Here is a 13693-nt window from a genome sequence, read left to right as displayed (position 1 = left end):
TAAAGCTGATAACGCCGCATTACGAAAGAGTTTAAAACTGATTGATGAGACTAATGCGGTTATGATGGATCATGTATTCCCTGAGTGGCGAAATGAAACTAAACCTACACAATATAAGAAACCTACACTTCGAGTGGTTGCATAAAAAAAGGGACTCCGAAGAGTCCCTAGTAAGTTTAGGTTAGGTTTGCACAACAAAGATGAGGTTATAATGAACATAATGCTACATTATTCTTTAAAGCCAGAAAAATAACCGCCCCGAAGGGCGGGAGGATTAATACTCAATCTATACTTGTTATGTTTTTATGTTGTATAGATCACTGACTATGAAAACACTGTACTGGAGTGTGTTTTATGGCTTTTAATCGGGAATCCTCAAAGAAGATCCCCTGTTAATAACCATAAGGAGAAAAGGCAGATTACACTATTATTTAGCATCCTTTTTACAGCAACTAAAAAGAATAAACAGGATTAAACATCCCCAGCCGTAAGGTGTACCAATTAGAAATTTGAAAAACACCACCATCGATATAAAAATCAATTTAATGCCAGCGACGATAGTCAAAAACAGCAGAGTAGCAAAGTAGACAAAAAGATCCATAGATAATCCTCTTTGAAAACGACCATCATCTATAGTTCAATTCATCGATTTAATTAATGATACTTGAAAGCGTTACACACAGCAGAAATGCCAATATGTGCCATGAATATACGATAGTTAATCCTACAGTAAGACAAATCAAAAATTCAACCATAGGTAAATCCTCAAATAAGAAAAAGGTTAGCGGGGGGTGATTCCCCCCGTAGACGTTGACCAGCTCAACATCTTTCATACATTTATTTATAACGCGTTTTAAGACACATCAAATTCATCGTCTTCTTCTGGTTCTTGTTCCGGTTCATCCATTAATGGTAATTCTTCTTCCTCGTCTTCTCCCAAATCAGCATTTTCGAACAAGTCCCCTACTTCATTTAAACGAAGCTCGATGATCTCCCTTAGCTTATTCTTCAATGTTTTCTGATCAGTGGCGGATTCTAAAATTTCTAGGGCATCGATTGTGGCGATCTGCAAGATAGTCTGCTTCACCTTCCCACAATATTCAGCTAGTTCCTGTTCTACATACCCGACCGGAATCAGGAGATTCATTGCTTCCTGGTTCTCTCGTTCGGCTGCATCTGCTAATGCTCTCTCACGGCGTAATTTCTCTACGTCGATTTGTTCCTTGATAGAAGTTTCTTTAAGCGGGTTAATGATGTTCTTCAAGACCCAATCACACCCAGGCTTCGCCGGGACACGTCTTGTATTTGTGTTATAAGGTAGACCCCTTTCTAACCATTTCTTAGCGGCGTTAATTGTATAGCCGTATAAGCGGGAAATTTCTGTAAGGGTTAATTCTTCTTTCATCCGGTTATCCTCCATTAAATTTGCGTAAAATTATTTATCTGATCTACGCATTCAGGAGAGCGCCTAAAACGCTTTCTAACGACATGAAAGATCTAGGCGTGGAAAGGAATTGGCGGGTGTTAATAGTCGCGTAGCGACCGCGCTGGTGGGCTGCACTGCACCTGTTTTGAAATCTCACACGCACATCAAATACCGGGGTGCCGAAAACTCCCTTTATTTCATCCGCGGAACAGTACCTTTTTAATTTGTCAAGCATTAATTTCTTAATTTAATTACTAAATCTCACCCCAATAATTGAAAAAATATCAAAAATCAATAAAGTAAGCATCTAAAAGTCAGTCCATACCAAAAGAGGTATAAAATGAAAAACATTATCGCTGCTATCGTGCTTTCTGCTACTGCTTTCGGTGCTGATGCTGCGTCCTTTGATTGCACTAAGGCTATAACCAAATCAGAGAAGTTTATTTGTGCTAATGAGTCAATCTCCGCACTGGATTCTAAACTTCATGAAGTATATGTTAAGGCTGTTAAGATTGATCCGTCTCTTAAACAAGAGCAACGCAACTGGAATAAAACTGTTCGTGATACAATGATCAATATCGGGCAGATTCAGCCACTGGAGGCTGTATACAACGCTCAAATCCAAAACTTGATGAATGTATTATCTAAAGAAGAAACCGCGTCAGAGAGCGTTACAGATGATTCTGCAAAGGTTGAAGAAGAACAACCGAAACAGGAAGAAGTAAAGAAACTGAATGTTACCGCGATTTACGCATGTACTGCAAAATTTACATGGAAAGTTATCGATGGTGAGGAAACAGAAGCTGTAAAAGATTACTTATACGGAAACAAAGATCATGATGATAAAGGCGGTAAACTTAAAATCAAACTGGTAGATGATGTTCCTGTGTATTTTGTTTACACCGACAAATATAACGTTTATAAATCACCACTCAAACCAGCTAAAGAAAATCCAAACGCAATGGAGGGTAAATCCAAACAGGATACTATTGGACGTGTTAACACTTATAACATCTGGGTAAGCAAAAAAGGTGACATGCGTCTTGAAGTTATTGAACCAAAATATGATTCTGAATATAAACACACTCAATTTGCATGTGACATGGTAGACGCAGAGTAAGAGGTGAAATGATGCAATTCAATAGCATGAAGATTACTCAAAAATGGTGGGATGCGATGAAAGCTAACCACCAGAACGATATTAATTAAGTAACATTTTAGATATACAGCACCCAGCTAACAGATCACCTTTTATGGATTTCATTATAACCCCTTTGATCTGGAAACTATGTTAATTAGTTGATTTCTAAGCCTTGTCCTTGTGATGGGGCTTTTTATTGCAAAATTTTTAGTTATTTTGGGTTGACTACATTCGGGTTGCCAATTCGCCTGGCTAACTCTTGCTGAGTGATTTCTGACTGTAAAAAAGCATTTAACAGCAATACCTTAGAGGCGACGCTCAAAGGCACTTCAATAAAGTGATCGTGACTATTTAATGGCGAAGTTTACCTCCGTGTGTAATGTGCTCGAAAATAGCACTAAATCGCCGCAACGGCAGAATGCAATGCAAAATCAGGAAGGAAGATTCCAGAATTTCTTTGCGCTAATTTGCAAAACTGAATAATAACCTCAAGAAACGATCGGCATCATAGCGGCAAAAGGTCAGAAAAAGGTGGCGGGATGTTTTCGAAGGCGTTATCGGTTGTCTTATTAACGTGTGCACTGTTCTCAGGACAACTCATGGCAGGGCACAAAGGACATGAATTTATGTGGGTAAAGAATGTGGATCATCAGCTGCGTCATGAAGCGGACAGCGATGAATTGCGTGCCGTGGCGGAAGAGTCGGCGGAAGGTTTGCGCGAGCATTTTTACTGGCAAAAATCGCGCAAACCAGAAGCAGGACAGCATTGAGTCGTATGATGCCGGATGCGGCGTGACGCCTTACCCGGCCAACAAGATCATGCAGACTCAATGAGCTGAGAATAACCTGAAAACCTGCGTTTTATCCTTTACGCTTCGGCAATGTTTTTAGCAGCTCATCCGGGCTTACGGAGGCGACAACACTCCCTGGTAACGGCATTTTAAGAATGTGATTTTTGATTTTGCCAATGACGTGCATCTCACATGGGCGACAATCGAACTTTAGCGTTAATACTTCATCGCCATTAACCAGTTGCATTGGCGTCGCCTTCCAGCTTTTGATGTTACCTTTTGCCTGTTTCGGACACAGATTGAAGGCAAAGCGCAGACAATGCTTGGTGATCATTACCGGCACTTCCCCCTTCTCTTCATGCGCTTCATACGCCGCATCAATCAGTTGCACACCATAGCGATGATAAAATTCACGCGCTTTCTGGTTGTAAACGTTCGCGAGGAAACTCAAATGCGTTTGCGGATAAACCGGCGCAGGGTCAGCAACCGGTTTACGACTGCCGCGCTGATAACTGGCAAGACGTGCAGCATCCAGCATGTCAACGGCTTCACGGCGGAACTGATTTAACAGACTGTTCGGTACAAACAGCGCACCAGGCAGGTTAATTTGCACATCGCGGGCGTAATAGATGGTTTGCCCCAGCTTAGCCAGACCATCTTTCAGGTTATTAAGCGCTTTTTCGGCGTTATTAGCTTCGTCGAATTGTCCATCCAGCGTATGCGTGACGCTGACGCCCTCTTCACTGGTCAGGGTCAGAATCAGTTGTTCCTGCCAGCCGCCCAGTTCAATGTCTACCGCTACGCGACGTTCGCTGGATGTTTTGGTCAACGCCTGCTGCCAGTTATGGTCCAGATTACGATTAAGCGGATGATGCGGACGAATTTTATGCAAATCCGCAGGCATCTCATTTGGCCAGACGCGGTACTGATTTTGCCCGGTTTTTTCGACTGTATTGGCGCGAAAGCCAACCACTTCACGTTTAATCATCACATTCAGACCATCGCCATTTGCTAACGGCTCGGTGACGGCAACATCAATATGATCTTTCGCTACTTTCAATACTTCGCCCACCGGCAGGCCAATGAATTTCGGTGAATCGAACGCGCCAATATCGCCTTTACGCGCGTTAACAAAGTAGTCTGTGCTGCCTCGGTGGAAAGTCTTTTCCGTCGACGGGACAAAGAAATGTTCAGTACGACCTGATGACGCACGCGCCAGATCGCCACGTTCTTCAATAATGGCATCCAGCATCTGGCGATAATGTGCGGTGATATTCTTCACGTAACTCATATCTTTGTAACGCCCTTCAATCTTGAAGGAGCGCACGCCAGCATCAATCAGCGCGCCGAGGTTGGCAGTCTGATCGTTATCTTTCATCGACAGCAGATGTTTTTCATAGGAAACCACCCGCCCCTGATCGTCTTTCAATGTGTATGGCAAACGGCACGCCTGCGAGCAATCGCCACGGTTGGCGCTACGCCCTGTTTGCGCATGAGAAATGTAGCACTGACCCGAATAGGCCACGCACAATGCACCATGAATAAAGAATTCAATGGTCGCGTCCGTGGCCTGGTGAATCGCGCGGATCTGCTCAAGATTCAGCTCTCGCGCCAGCACAATCTGCGTAAAGCCAACATCAGAGAGGAACTTCGCTTTTTCTACTGTGCGAATATCGCACTGCGTACTGGCGTGCAGTTCAATCGGCGGAATATCAAGTTCCAGAATCCCCATATCCTGAACAATCAGCGCATCGACGCCGGTCTGGTAGAGGTCGGTAATCAGCCGTTGCGCAGGTTCCAGCTCATCATCATGCAAAATGGTGTTAAGCGTGACGAAAATTTTTGCACCATAACGATGGGCAAACGGCACCAGTTCGGCAATATCTTTCAGGCTATTACTGGCATTATGACGGGCACCAAAACCAGGGCCGCCGATATAAACAGCATCGGCACCGTGCAAAATAGCTTCGCGGGCAATGGCGGCATCGCGTGCCGGGCTTAACAGTTCAAGTCGATGAGAAGATACGGTCACATTCTTATCCAGTAGCTGAAAAATGGCGGCTATTTTAGCCACAAGCGCGACGTTGCGAAATAGTTTTCCCGCTTAACTGCGTGGGTAATGGATGAGGGAATGAAAATGTACGATTTGCTCCCCACCATTACGATAGACATGCGTAACGTCTGCAGCAAATCGAGCGCCTTCTCCACAATTAAGGCTCTGCCATTCACCATCAACGCACAGATCAAGTTGCCCATCAATGACGACAACATGTTCGATTACTCCCTTCTCATGGGGCGTCGATTCACTTATTGCACCGGGAGCCATCTGAATTGAGAAGTGTTCAAAGCAGAGTTGCGGATCATAAGGAAACAGCGAAGTGATCACCATCGCCTGCTGTTGCGGATCATAAACTGAAGGCGTAGCGGACTGCGGCGGAGAAATAAATGTCGAAAATGGCACATTCAACCCGGTGGCAATTTTCCATAATGTCGCGACCGTCGGGCTGGACTCATTACGCTCAATCTGCCCTAACATCGCTTTAGAAACCCCCGTCGCTTCTGCCAGTCGCGAAAGACTCCAGCCGCGCTGCTGACGCAGATGTTTAAGTGTAGTGGATAAAAAGCGAGTGAGATTTTCCATGTGACTCCTCCGGCAAAGCGGAAGTTTATCACTTGTGCGTTATAACGGACAAATGCTACGGTACCTGTACGCTATAACGCACGAGGTGACCATGCGTCTGTTTTCTATTCCTCCACCCACGCTACTGGCGGGGTTTCTGGCGGTATTAATTGGCTACGCCAGTTCAGCGGCAATAATCTGGCAAGCAGCGATTGTCGCCGGAGCCACCACTGCACAAATCTCTGGCTGGATGACGGCGCTGGGGCTGGCAATGGGCGTCAGTACGCTGGCTCTGACATTATGGTATCGCGTACCTGTTCTCACCGCATGGTCAACGCCTGGCGCGGCTTTGTTGGTCACCGGATTACAGGGACTAACACTTAACGAAGCCATCGGCGTTTTTATTGTCACCAACGCGTTAATAGTCCTCTGCGGCATAACGGGACTCTTTGCTCGTCTGATGCGCATTATTCCGCACTCGCTTGCGGCGGCAATGCTTGCCGGGATTTTATTACGCTTTGGTTTACAGGCGTTTGCCAGTCTGGATGGTCAGTTTACGTTATGCGGTAGTATGTTGCTGGCGTGGCTGGCGACAAAAACTTATGCGCCGCGTTATGCGGTAATTGCGGCGATGATAGTTGGCATCGTAATCGTTATTTTACAAGGTGACGTTGTCACAGGGGATATTGCCTTTAAACCCGTTCTCCCCGCTTATATTGCCCCTGAATTTTCGTTTGCTCACAGTCTGAGCGTTGCACTCCCCCTTTTTCTGGTGACGATGGCATCGCAAAACGCACCGGGTATTGCGGCAATGAAAGCGGCCGGGTATTCGGCTCCTGTTTCGCCGTTGATTGTATTTACTGGATTGCTGGCGCTGGTATTTTCCCCTTTCGGGGTTTATTCCGTTGGTATTGCAGCAATCACCGCGGCTATTTGCCAAAGCCCGGAAGCGCATCCGGATAAAGATCAACGTTGGCTGGCAGCTGCCGTCGCAGGCGTTGTTTATTTGTTTGCAGGTCTGTTTGGTAGCGCCATAACTGGAATGATGGCCGCGCTGCCCGTGAGTTGGATCCAGATGCTGGCAGGTCTGGCGCTGTTGAGTACCATTGGCGGCAGTTTGTATCAGGCGCTGCATAATGAGCGTGAGCGAGACGCGGCGGTGGTGGCATTTCTGGTAACGGCAAGTGGATTGACGCTGGTCGGGATTGGTTCTGCGTTCTGGGGATTAATTGCCGGAGGCGTTTGTTACGTGGTGTTGAATTTAATCGCTGACAGAAACCGATAATAAAAAGCGCCATCTTACGATGGCGCGGCTGGAATTACTTTTTGTTAACGTCAAACATAGTGGCATCGGTCGCCATGTCATCAATAACTTGTTTAATATTTTCGAAAGCCATTGGCGTACTTTCGTTATTCAGGTCTTTACCTTCGCCCTGACGAACGACTTTGATAACCGGTTTATTAGTAGCTGCATCAATCAGCTCACCTTCAAAATACAGGCGAGTATCCATGGTACGGTGGCCCGTCGCCATTTGCGTCCCCGCGACCACTAATGCGACAGGAACCACTTCATAGAATTGCAGCCCTTCTTTGCTGGTATCAACACCGGTAATGGCCCCACGGAAAATCAGACTACGCGGCCCAGCGGTGGTAACCAGTGGTTTACGCTGCGCAATCGCTTCTTTCATTTCGGTGTTGGTATAACTCAAAATTTTATCCAGAACTTTCTGCCCTACCTGGGTAGATGGTTTCGGTACCGGATAATAAGTGACTGGGTTCCAGACGATGCTGTCATATTTGCTTTGATCAAAACTCGGGTCTACCCAACGTAAAACAGGTTTACCTGTTGCTGAGGTTGTTTCTTTTAAATCAGAGTAATTGTTTAAAAAACCAGAATATTTATCTGGCTGGGTGATTTTAGAGGCACAACCAGACAGAGCCAACAAGCCGCATAAAGCTGCAACTTTCGCAATTGATGTGGTACGCATGAATAGTTTCCTGAGATGATTATATTACTTTCTAAGTTATAGCAAAAAGCGCCGCTTCGTGTTGTGGCAAAAAAAGTGTTGGTGAAAATAAATTTTTCAGCCCCTTTTCAGACGACATAGTCAATGCCGAAAAAGGGGCTAAGTCAATCATCAGTAGTTAAATATCAGTGCGTTAATCTGATGAAAAACTTCGACTACCGTGATTAATTTCACATCCTTTTGATTAAAAATATGCTTACCGAAAAGAACAACGGTTAACCATCTCAACGCGGGGCATTTTCACGCGCCTTGTTCTTACCGGGTCATTTTTTACGTGCCAGCATCGTGGCGAAACGCAGTTTAATCCGATTACCGTTGGCATCGGTGCGGTGCAACTCACCGACGTTTTCATTGTATTTCACCATCTCCCAGCCTTCGTAATATCGACGTAATTCTCCCTCTTTGAAGGCAAACGGGAAGCCGACGGTACATGGATAATCAGCGGTATTCATCGCCGCCACAATCAGGTTGTAACCGCCAGGTTTAGTGCAACGTTGCATATTGGCAATCAGCCCAGGGATGGTTTTAGCCTCAAGGAACATCAGCACCACAGTCGAAAGAATAAAATCGTATTGCCCATCAAACGTGAAGTTATTCAGATCAACAACCCGGGTGTGTAAATTATCCAGATTTTCAATGGATTTAATGCGCTCGACGTTGGCGATACTCATGGCATTTTTATCCCATGCGTCAACTTCATAACCATTGGCTGCCAGGTAAAGACTGTTACGACCATTGCCACAGCCCAGATCCAGCGTTTTACCGGGTTTAACCACTTTCACCGCTTCCAGTACTTCAGAGTGTGTGCGGGTTAATTCATACTTATCAGTAAAATAGTTTTCGTCACGAATGATCATTCTTTGTCCTCAGCTTTCATTAAAACGGCGCGCTCGGTTCTGATTAACAATTTCCCCTGCATCAGAAGCGCGAAAGTTCGGATGAGCAGTATTGCAATTATAAAATTGGTAAAGATAAACAGCGGCACCGCCAGGGTATGGAAAAATCCATTATCGCTGCCACTCCCCAGATGCAAACCGGTGGTTGCCAGTGCAGATACGCCGAACGAGAAACTCCAGAATGAAGCATTAAATGGCTGGGAGAGATACCATGGCATCAGACGTAGCATAAACAGCAGTTGCAGCAGCCCATAACCGAAAAGCATTTTCGCCAGCGTGTCACCCTCGCCGCCGTTGACGCTCAGCCAGGCACTACAGGCCACCAGCGCAGGAGCGAGCTGAATGCCGAGTGATGTCCGCAATGCCGTGGGTAACTCTCCCGAACTGCGCAGACGCTGCAAGATCACCGGTTCCAGGCTTAACCATGAGAAAACGCCTGCGCCTAAAAACACCAGACCGGCGTCGGTGTAGCCCAATGCACCACAGGCCATTGCGCTGATAAAGTTGTTGGCAACTGTCGGCAGATACAGTCCAGGCGTGGTAGCTTCTTCAGGATGAGATCCGCGCCATAATCCCGCAGTTTGCCAGGCGGCATAAGCCAACTGAACCACGACACCAAAACTGAACAGGCATACCGCCAGTGGGCGAAACCACGGAACAAAACCAATCGCTACCAGCATCGTCGTTGCAGGAAACAAACTCACAAAACTGCTCATCACTGGATGGCGCACTTCCGCCAGCACGCTATGCGGAAAACGTATGAGTCGGGTAATAAATGCGCTAGTCAATAATCCCCAGATGATCATCGCCAGAATTACCAGCCCATCCCCTAACCAGTGGCTGACCTGCCAAACCTGGCTGGCATAGCGCCAGGCAAATCCCATCCCTATCGTCCCCAACACAATACCAAAGTAGCCTGCCGGCAAATTGAGCACTTTATCGCTCTGCATCTTCTTACTCATTTTGTTTAATTTATAAAGTATATTTGAAATACATTTTATGGAATTTTCTCGAGCATAGCCAGAGCCGCAGAATTTGCTACGGTTATAGTAAGTCACCTGTGGGAAAACGCTATGCGCAAATATCGTCTAAGTGAAGAACAGCGAGCCTTTAGTTATCAGGATGATGGCACTAAAAAAAGTGTGTTATTACGGCAAATTATCGCCATGAGCGATTTTAACGATGTGATAGCAGGAACCGCTGGCGGCTGGATCGATCGCGAAACGGTGTTAGCGCAGGAAGGTAATTGCTGGATTTACGATCAGAATGCTATTGCGTTCGGCGGAACGGTGATTTCCGGTAATACGCGTATCACCGGCACCAGCGTCCTTTGGGGAGAGGTTTACGCAACGGATAACGTCTGGATCGATAATAGTGAAGTCAGTCAGGGCGCATATATAAGTGACAGTGTCACCATTCGTGACTCATTAGTTTGCGGTCAATGTAGAATATTTGGTCACGCCTTAATTGATCAACATTCTATGATCGTCGCCGCGCAAGGCTTAACCTCCAACCATCAACTCCTGCTACAAATTTATGATCGCGCAAGGGTTAGCGCCTCGCGTATTGTCCACCAGGCACAAATTTATGGCGATGCCGTCGTCCGGTATGCTTTTATTGAACATCGCGCCGAAATTTTTGATTTTGCCAGTATTGAAGGTAATGAAGAGAACAACGTCTGGCTATGCGATTGCGCTAAAGTCTACGGTCACGCGCAGGTGAAAGCTGGCATAGAAGAAGATGCCATTCCGACGATTCATTACAGTTCGCAGGTAGCGGAATATGCCATTGTGGAAGGTAATTGTGTGTTAAAACATCATGTCTTGATTGGCGGAAAGGCAGTGGTACGTGGCGGACCGATTCTGCTCGACGAGCACGTTGTAATACAAGGTGAGAGCCGTATTACAGGTGCGGTGATAATTGAAAACCATGTGGAGTTGACCGACCACGCCGTCGTTGAAGCCTTTGATGGCGACACGGTTCATGTCCGTGGTCCAAAAGTCATTAACGGCGAAGAGCGCATTACGCGAACGCCGCTGGCAGGGTTATTGTGAATCGATAATACGCGCGTATAAGTTCACATCATCATAGGCATCATTCAGAAACTCAGCCTGTTTCAGGCAACCTTCAAGGATAAAACCATTGCGCAAAGCGACCTGGTTGCTTTGCGCATTATCCACCCGACATTTGATCACGAAGCGTCTAAGTTCACCAGACTGAGCGTAATGATGAATCAATGCCTGCAGCGCCTGAGAAATGATCCCCTGCCCCTGATGAGATTCGTCCAGCCAGTAGCCGATTTCAGCGGTTTTATTCAGTGGTTCAATACGATTAAACGAGATAACGCCGATAAGTTCATCTTCTTTGAAAATCATGAACATTTTGGCATAGCCGCGTTGATGCAACATTACATTGCCCTGCACCGTTTTTCGCGTGTCCTCTTCACTTTGAACAAACTGCGGCCAGTTTAGCGACTGCTGTAACCAGGTTCTATTTTTACAGATTAACTGATAAAGAGGTGTGACATGACTTTCTGCAACAGCATGTAATTCAAGTGATTCACTTACTTTTATCGTTTCAGCCATCTTATCTCCAGTCAATCCATGCAGTTGTTAAAAAAGCCGCCTGGCTGGCGGCTTAGGAAAGTTTACACCTCTTTGACGCTCTCCTGCTGCAGGATTTTGAGCATCTCATCTTTTAACTGTAGCTTTTGTTTTTTCATGCGGACCACTTCCGCATTGTACCCTCGACCGTCGGAACCTTCCTTTCTGGCAATTTCATGATCAAGTTTATTGTGTTTATCGAACAAGGACATAAAGCGAGGATTTTCGTTTTTCAGACGGGATATTAAATCTCGGTATTCTGGAAACATACGCACTCCCTGTTAGTGGCTGACAAGGTGTATCTGAAATACACACCATCAGATTACTCATTTAACTTAGGGAAAAATGCGAGCGGGATCGTGTTTAACCAGACGACACCTCCCGAAGAAGGTGCCGAAGAAAAAACGATTAACTCATCACGCGGTCGTCAACATACTGACGTTTATCCGGCGCTGGCGGGAAATACTGATACAGCCATGTTTCACTGATAGCGTCGCCCTGACAACGCAGATACATCCGCATATCGACCGGATCAGTGGAGTCCGAAGTCGGATACCAGTCAAACTGAATACGATAACCATCAATGGGTTCAATATAGAGAATTTCGATTTGCTTCGCTTCCCCACTGGAAAGCGTAATCACCGGCTCAATGCCTTTTGGTGCGGCAGCTTTCAGATCACCACCAACGAAATCGACGGCAAAACGACGCGCCCATTTTTCGGGATAGTGTTCACCAGGCGCCCAACCTTCCGGGAAACCGCCCATGCCGGTACGCGTTGCCATAACGCGCGCTAATGGGCAATGAACAGGCGGTTGCGCACTCCAGTACAGACGATACTGGAATGCAAACTCATCACCCGCTTTTACAGCTTTTTCTGGCTGCCAGAAGCAGACAATGTTATCCAGCGTTTCGCCCGTTGTTGGGATTTCCATCAGGCCGATGGTGCCCTTACCCCACTTGTTACGCGGCTCCACCCACAGACTTGGGCGTTTGTTATACCAGCCCATAATGTCCTGATAATGGGAGAAATCACGATCCAGTTGCAATAAACCAAACCCTTTCGGGTTGTTGTCGGTGTAAGCATTGAACTGCAATTTTTGCGGATTGTTCAGCGGACGACAAATCCACTCGCCGTTGCCCCGCCACATGGACAAACGATCAGAGTCATGGATTTGCGGATGAATGGTGTCGCACATCCGACGTTCATTAGTACCGCAGCTGAACATACTGGTCATCGGCGCAATGCCCAGCTGTTTAATGTCTTTGCGCGCATACAGGTGATTTTCCACATCCATAATCACCTGACTTTTCTCGCAATGGATAGTGAACTTATAGGCACCAGTAATGCTGGCGCTATCGAGCAACGCATAAACGGTAAAGGTGGTTGCCCCCGGTTTTACCGTATCAAACCAGAAGGCGGTAAAGTCGGGGAACTCTTCTTTACTGTCGGTGTAAGTGTCGATCGCCAGGCCGCGAGCCGACAAACCGTATTGATATGTATCATCAACCGCGCGGAAATAACTCGCACCGAGGAATGATACGACATCACGGCGCGCCAGTTCGGGGGCTTTAAACACGCGAAAACCGGCAAAACCGAGATCGCTTTGCCCTTCTAATTGTTTGGTATCAACACCCGCATCGTTGTATTTGAACAACTCCGGGCGAAAGTGAATTTCACGCGCCAGATGTGTTGCGGGATCAACAGAAAACATACGAACGCGGCGACGGAATCCCATTCCCATATGGAAGAACTGAGCGTCCAGTTGACGGTTCTCAACGTTATGCCAGAGCGATTTTTCGGCGTCGTATTGAATACTGTTATAAGCCTGCGGCGTCATTGTCGCCAGAGTGTCAGGTAACGGACGCGGCGCACCACGCCACGCGGTTTGCGCTAAGTCGTGCGCCATTGACTGTAGAATGGAGAAGTCAAAACGCTGGGTTTGCCCGTCGGCAATATCAGAATCTGCCGCGAATGCCGCCTGAGAAAAAAGAGAAGCAATGCCGCTGGTACCGCACACGGCGGCCATAGCCATTGAACCTTTAATAAATCGTCTACGATCCATACCTGAAAGTGAGTCCTTCTGGTGTTGTGAATGGTCCCGCGCTGGTCGTTTTCAGCGGCAAGAAAGTGCTTATTTATGACCGCTCACTCTAGACAATATTTATTAATAATCCAATTGTTGAACTC

13 protein-coding genes and 1 pseudogene are annotated in these 13693 nt (G+C 46.5%); 4 read left to right on the top strand and 10 right to left on the bottom strand.

What is annotated here, in order from left to right:
• Positions 1-853: 853 nt before the first annotated feature.
• Positions 854-1405 (bottom strand): hypothetical protein, encoded by a 552-nt coding sequence (locus BGE37_RS12155; protein WP_032184151.1) that lies wholly within the window; start codon positions 1403-1405, stop codon positions 854-856.
• A gap of 361 nt (positions 1406-1766) precedes the next feature.
• Here BGE37_RS12155 and BGE37_RS12150 point away from each other — a divergent pair, with 361 nt between their 5' ends.
• Positions 1767-2546, top strand: coding sequence for a lysozyme inhibitor LprI family protein (locus tag BGE37_RS12150; protein ID WP_032184150.1), 780 nt, complete (start codon positions 1767-1769; stop codon positions 2544-2546).
• 253 nt (positions 2547-2799) lie between these two features.
• Here BGE37_RS12150 and hicB read toward each other — a convergent pair.
• Positions 2800-2928: pseudogene (hicB, locus tag BGE37_RS12145) on the bottom strand (type II toxin-antitoxin system antitoxin HicB); the annotation flags it as partial.
• A 178-nt stretch (positions 2929-3106) separates the two neighbouring features.
• Between hicB and BGE37_RS12140 the strand changes: the two are divergent.
• Positions 3107-3337 (top strand): DUF2554 family protein, encoded by a 231-nt coding sequence (locus tag BGE37_RS12140; RefSeq protein ID WP_024225472.1) that lies wholly within the window; start codon positions 3107-3109, stop codon positions 3335-3337.
• 91 nt (positions 3338-3428) lie between these two features.
• Here BGE37_RS12140 and rlhA read toward each other — a convergent pair whose 3' ends face one another.
• On the bottom strand, positions 3429-5390 hold the full coding sequence (rlhA, locus tag BGE37_RS12135) for a 23S rRNA 5-hydroxycytidine C2501 synthase (protein ID WP_032184149.1): 1962 nt from the start codon (positions 5388-5390) through the stop codon (positions 3429-3431).
• A gap of 72 nt (positions 5391-5462) precedes the next feature.
• Positions 5463-5999, bottom strand: a complete 537-nt coding sequence (sutR, locus tag BGE37_RS12130) for a DNA-binding transcriptional regulator SutR (protein WP_032184148.1) — start codon at positions 5997-5999, stop codon at positions 5463-5465.
• Positions 6000-6051: 52 nt separating this feature from the next.
• On the opposite strand from sutR, the gene ydcO reads away from it, so the two are divergent.
• Positions 6052-7263, top strand: a complete 1212-nt coding sequence (gene ydcO, locus BGE37_RS12125; protein ID WP_105288056.1) for a BenE family transporter YdcO — start codon at positions 6052-6054, stop codon at positions 7261-7263.
• A 34-nt stretch (positions 7264-7297) separates the two neighbouring features.
• Here ydcO and BGE37_RS12120 read toward each other — a convergent pair whose 3' ends face one another.
• The 3 genes from BGE37_RS12120 to tehA all read right to left on the bottom strand — a co-directional run bounded on the left by BGE37_RS12120 (position 7298) and on the right by tehA (position 9851).
• Positions 7298-7966: a DUF3313 domain-containing protein gene (locus tag BGE37_RS12120; protein WP_001261034.1), complete on the bottom strand. Its 669-nt coding sequence runs from the start codon at positions 7964-7966 to the stop codon at positions 7298-7300.
• 302 nt (positions 7967-8268) lie between these two features.
• Positions 8269-8862 carry a tellurite resistance methyltransferase TehB gene (gene tehB, locus BGE37_RS12115; protein WP_105277689.1) on the bottom strand — a complete coding sequence of 198 codons (594 nt, stop codon included), beginning with the start codon at positions 8860-8862 and terminating at the stop codon, positions 8269-8271.
• Positions 8859-9851 carry a dicarboxylate transporter/tellurite-resistance protein TehA gene (gene tehA / locus BGE37_RS12110; RefSeq protein WP_001376850.1) on the bottom strand — a complete coding sequence of 331 codons (993 nt, stop codon included), beginning with the start codon at positions 9849-9851 and terminating at the stop codon, positions 8859-8861. Before tehA ends, tehB begins: the two co-directional genes overlap by 4 nt.
• Positions 9852-9974: 123 nt before the next feature.
• Here tehA and ydcK point away from each other — a divergent pair, with 123 nt between their 5' ends.
• Entirely contained in the window at positions 9975-10955 is a 981-nt protein-coding gene (gene ydcK / locus BGE37_RS12105; RefSeq protein ID WP_105277690.1) for a YdcK family protein, read from the top strand.
• Here ydcK and rimL read toward each other — a convergent pair.
• The 3 genes from rimL to opgD all read right to left on the bottom strand — a co-directional run bounded on the left by rimL (position 10947) and on the right by opgD (position 13568).
• The gene (rimL, locus tag BGE37_RS12100; RefSeq protein WP_001353208.1) at positions 10947-11486 is read right to left on the bottom strand and encodes a 50S ribosomal protein L7/L12-serine acetyltransferase; all 540 of its coding nucleotides are present in this window, start codon (positions 11484-11486) and stop codon (positions 10947-10949) included. The two genes, ydcK and rimL, sit on opposite strands and share 9 nt — an antisense overlap.
• Positions 11487-11548: 62 nt before the next feature.
• Positions 11549-11773, bottom strand: a complete 225-nt coding sequence (locus BGE37_RS12095) for a YdcH family protein (RefSeq protein ID WP_001296778.1) — start codon at positions 11771-11773, stop codon at positions 11549-11551.
• 139 nt (positions 11774-11912) lie between these two features.
• Positions 11913-13568 (bottom strand): glucan biosynthesis protein OpgD, encoded by a 1656-nt coding sequence (opgD, locus tag BGE37_RS12085; protein ID WP_000375956.1) that lies wholly within the window; start codon positions 13566-13568, stop codon positions 11913-11915.
• Between the last annotated feature and the right edge of the window lie 125 nt (positions 13569-13693).

Origin of the sequence: Escherichia sp. MOD1-EC6300, assembly GCF_002965045.1 — a bacterium.
GTDB classification, from domain to species: domain Bacteria; phylum Pseudomonadota; class Gammaproteobacteria; order Enterobacterales; family Enterobacteriaceae; genus Escherichia; species Escherichia coli_F.
This window is presented reverse-complemented; position numbering and strand designations above follow the sequence as displayed.

What these genes read in the sequence shown, in the direction of transcription:
- BGE37_RS12120 (WP_001261034.1), bottom strand. Translation starts at nt 7,966, where the DNA reads ATGCGTACCACATCAATTGCGAAAGTTGCAGCTTTATGCGGCTTGTTG.
- tehA (WP_001376850.1), bottom strand. Translation starts at nt 9,851, where the DNA reads ATGCAGAGCGATAAAGTGCTCAATTTGCCGGCAGGCTACTTTGGTATT.
- rimL (WP_001353208.1), bottom strand. Translation starts at nt 11,486, where the DNA reads ATGGCTGAAACGATAAAAGTAAGTGAATCACTTGAATTACATGCTGTT.
- BGE37_RS12150 (WP_032184150.1), top strand. Translation starts at nt 1,767, where the DNA reads ATGAAAAACATTATCGCTGCTATCGTGCTTTCTGCTACTGCTTTCGGT.
- ydcO (WP_105288056.1), top strand. Translation starts at nt 6,052, where the DNA reads ATGCTACGGTACCTGTACGCTATAACGCACGAGGTGACCATGCGTCTG.
- ydcK (WP_105277690.1), top strand. Translation starts at nt 9,975, where the DNA reads ATGCGCAAATATCGTCTAAGTGAAGAACAGCGAGCCTTTAGTTATCAG.
- tehB (WP_105277689.1), bottom strand. Translation starts at nt 8,862, where the DNA reads ATGATCATTCGTGACGAAAACTATTTTACTGATAAGTATGAATTAACC.
- opgD (WP_000375956.1), bottom strand. Translation starts at nt 13,568, where the DNA reads ATGGATCGTAGACGATTTATTAAAGGTTCAATGGCTATGGCCGCCGTG.
- BGE37_RS12140 (WP_024225472.1), top strand. Translation starts at nt 3,107, where the DNA reads ATGTTTTCGAAGGCGTTATCGGTTGTCTTATTAACGTGTGCACTGTTC.
- sutR (WP_032184148.1), bottom strand. Translation starts at nt 5,999, where the DNA reads ATGGAAAATCTCACTCGCTTTTTATCCACTACACTTAAACATCTGCGT.
- BGE37_RS12095 (WP_001296778.1), bottom strand. Translation starts at nt 11,773, where the DNA reads ATGTTTCCAGAATACCGAGATTTAATATCCCGTCTGAAAAACGAAAAT.
- BGE37_RS12155 (WP_032184151.1), bottom strand. Translation starts at nt 1,405, where the DNA reads ATGAAAGAAGAATTAACCCTTACAGAAATTTCCCGCTTATACGGCTAT.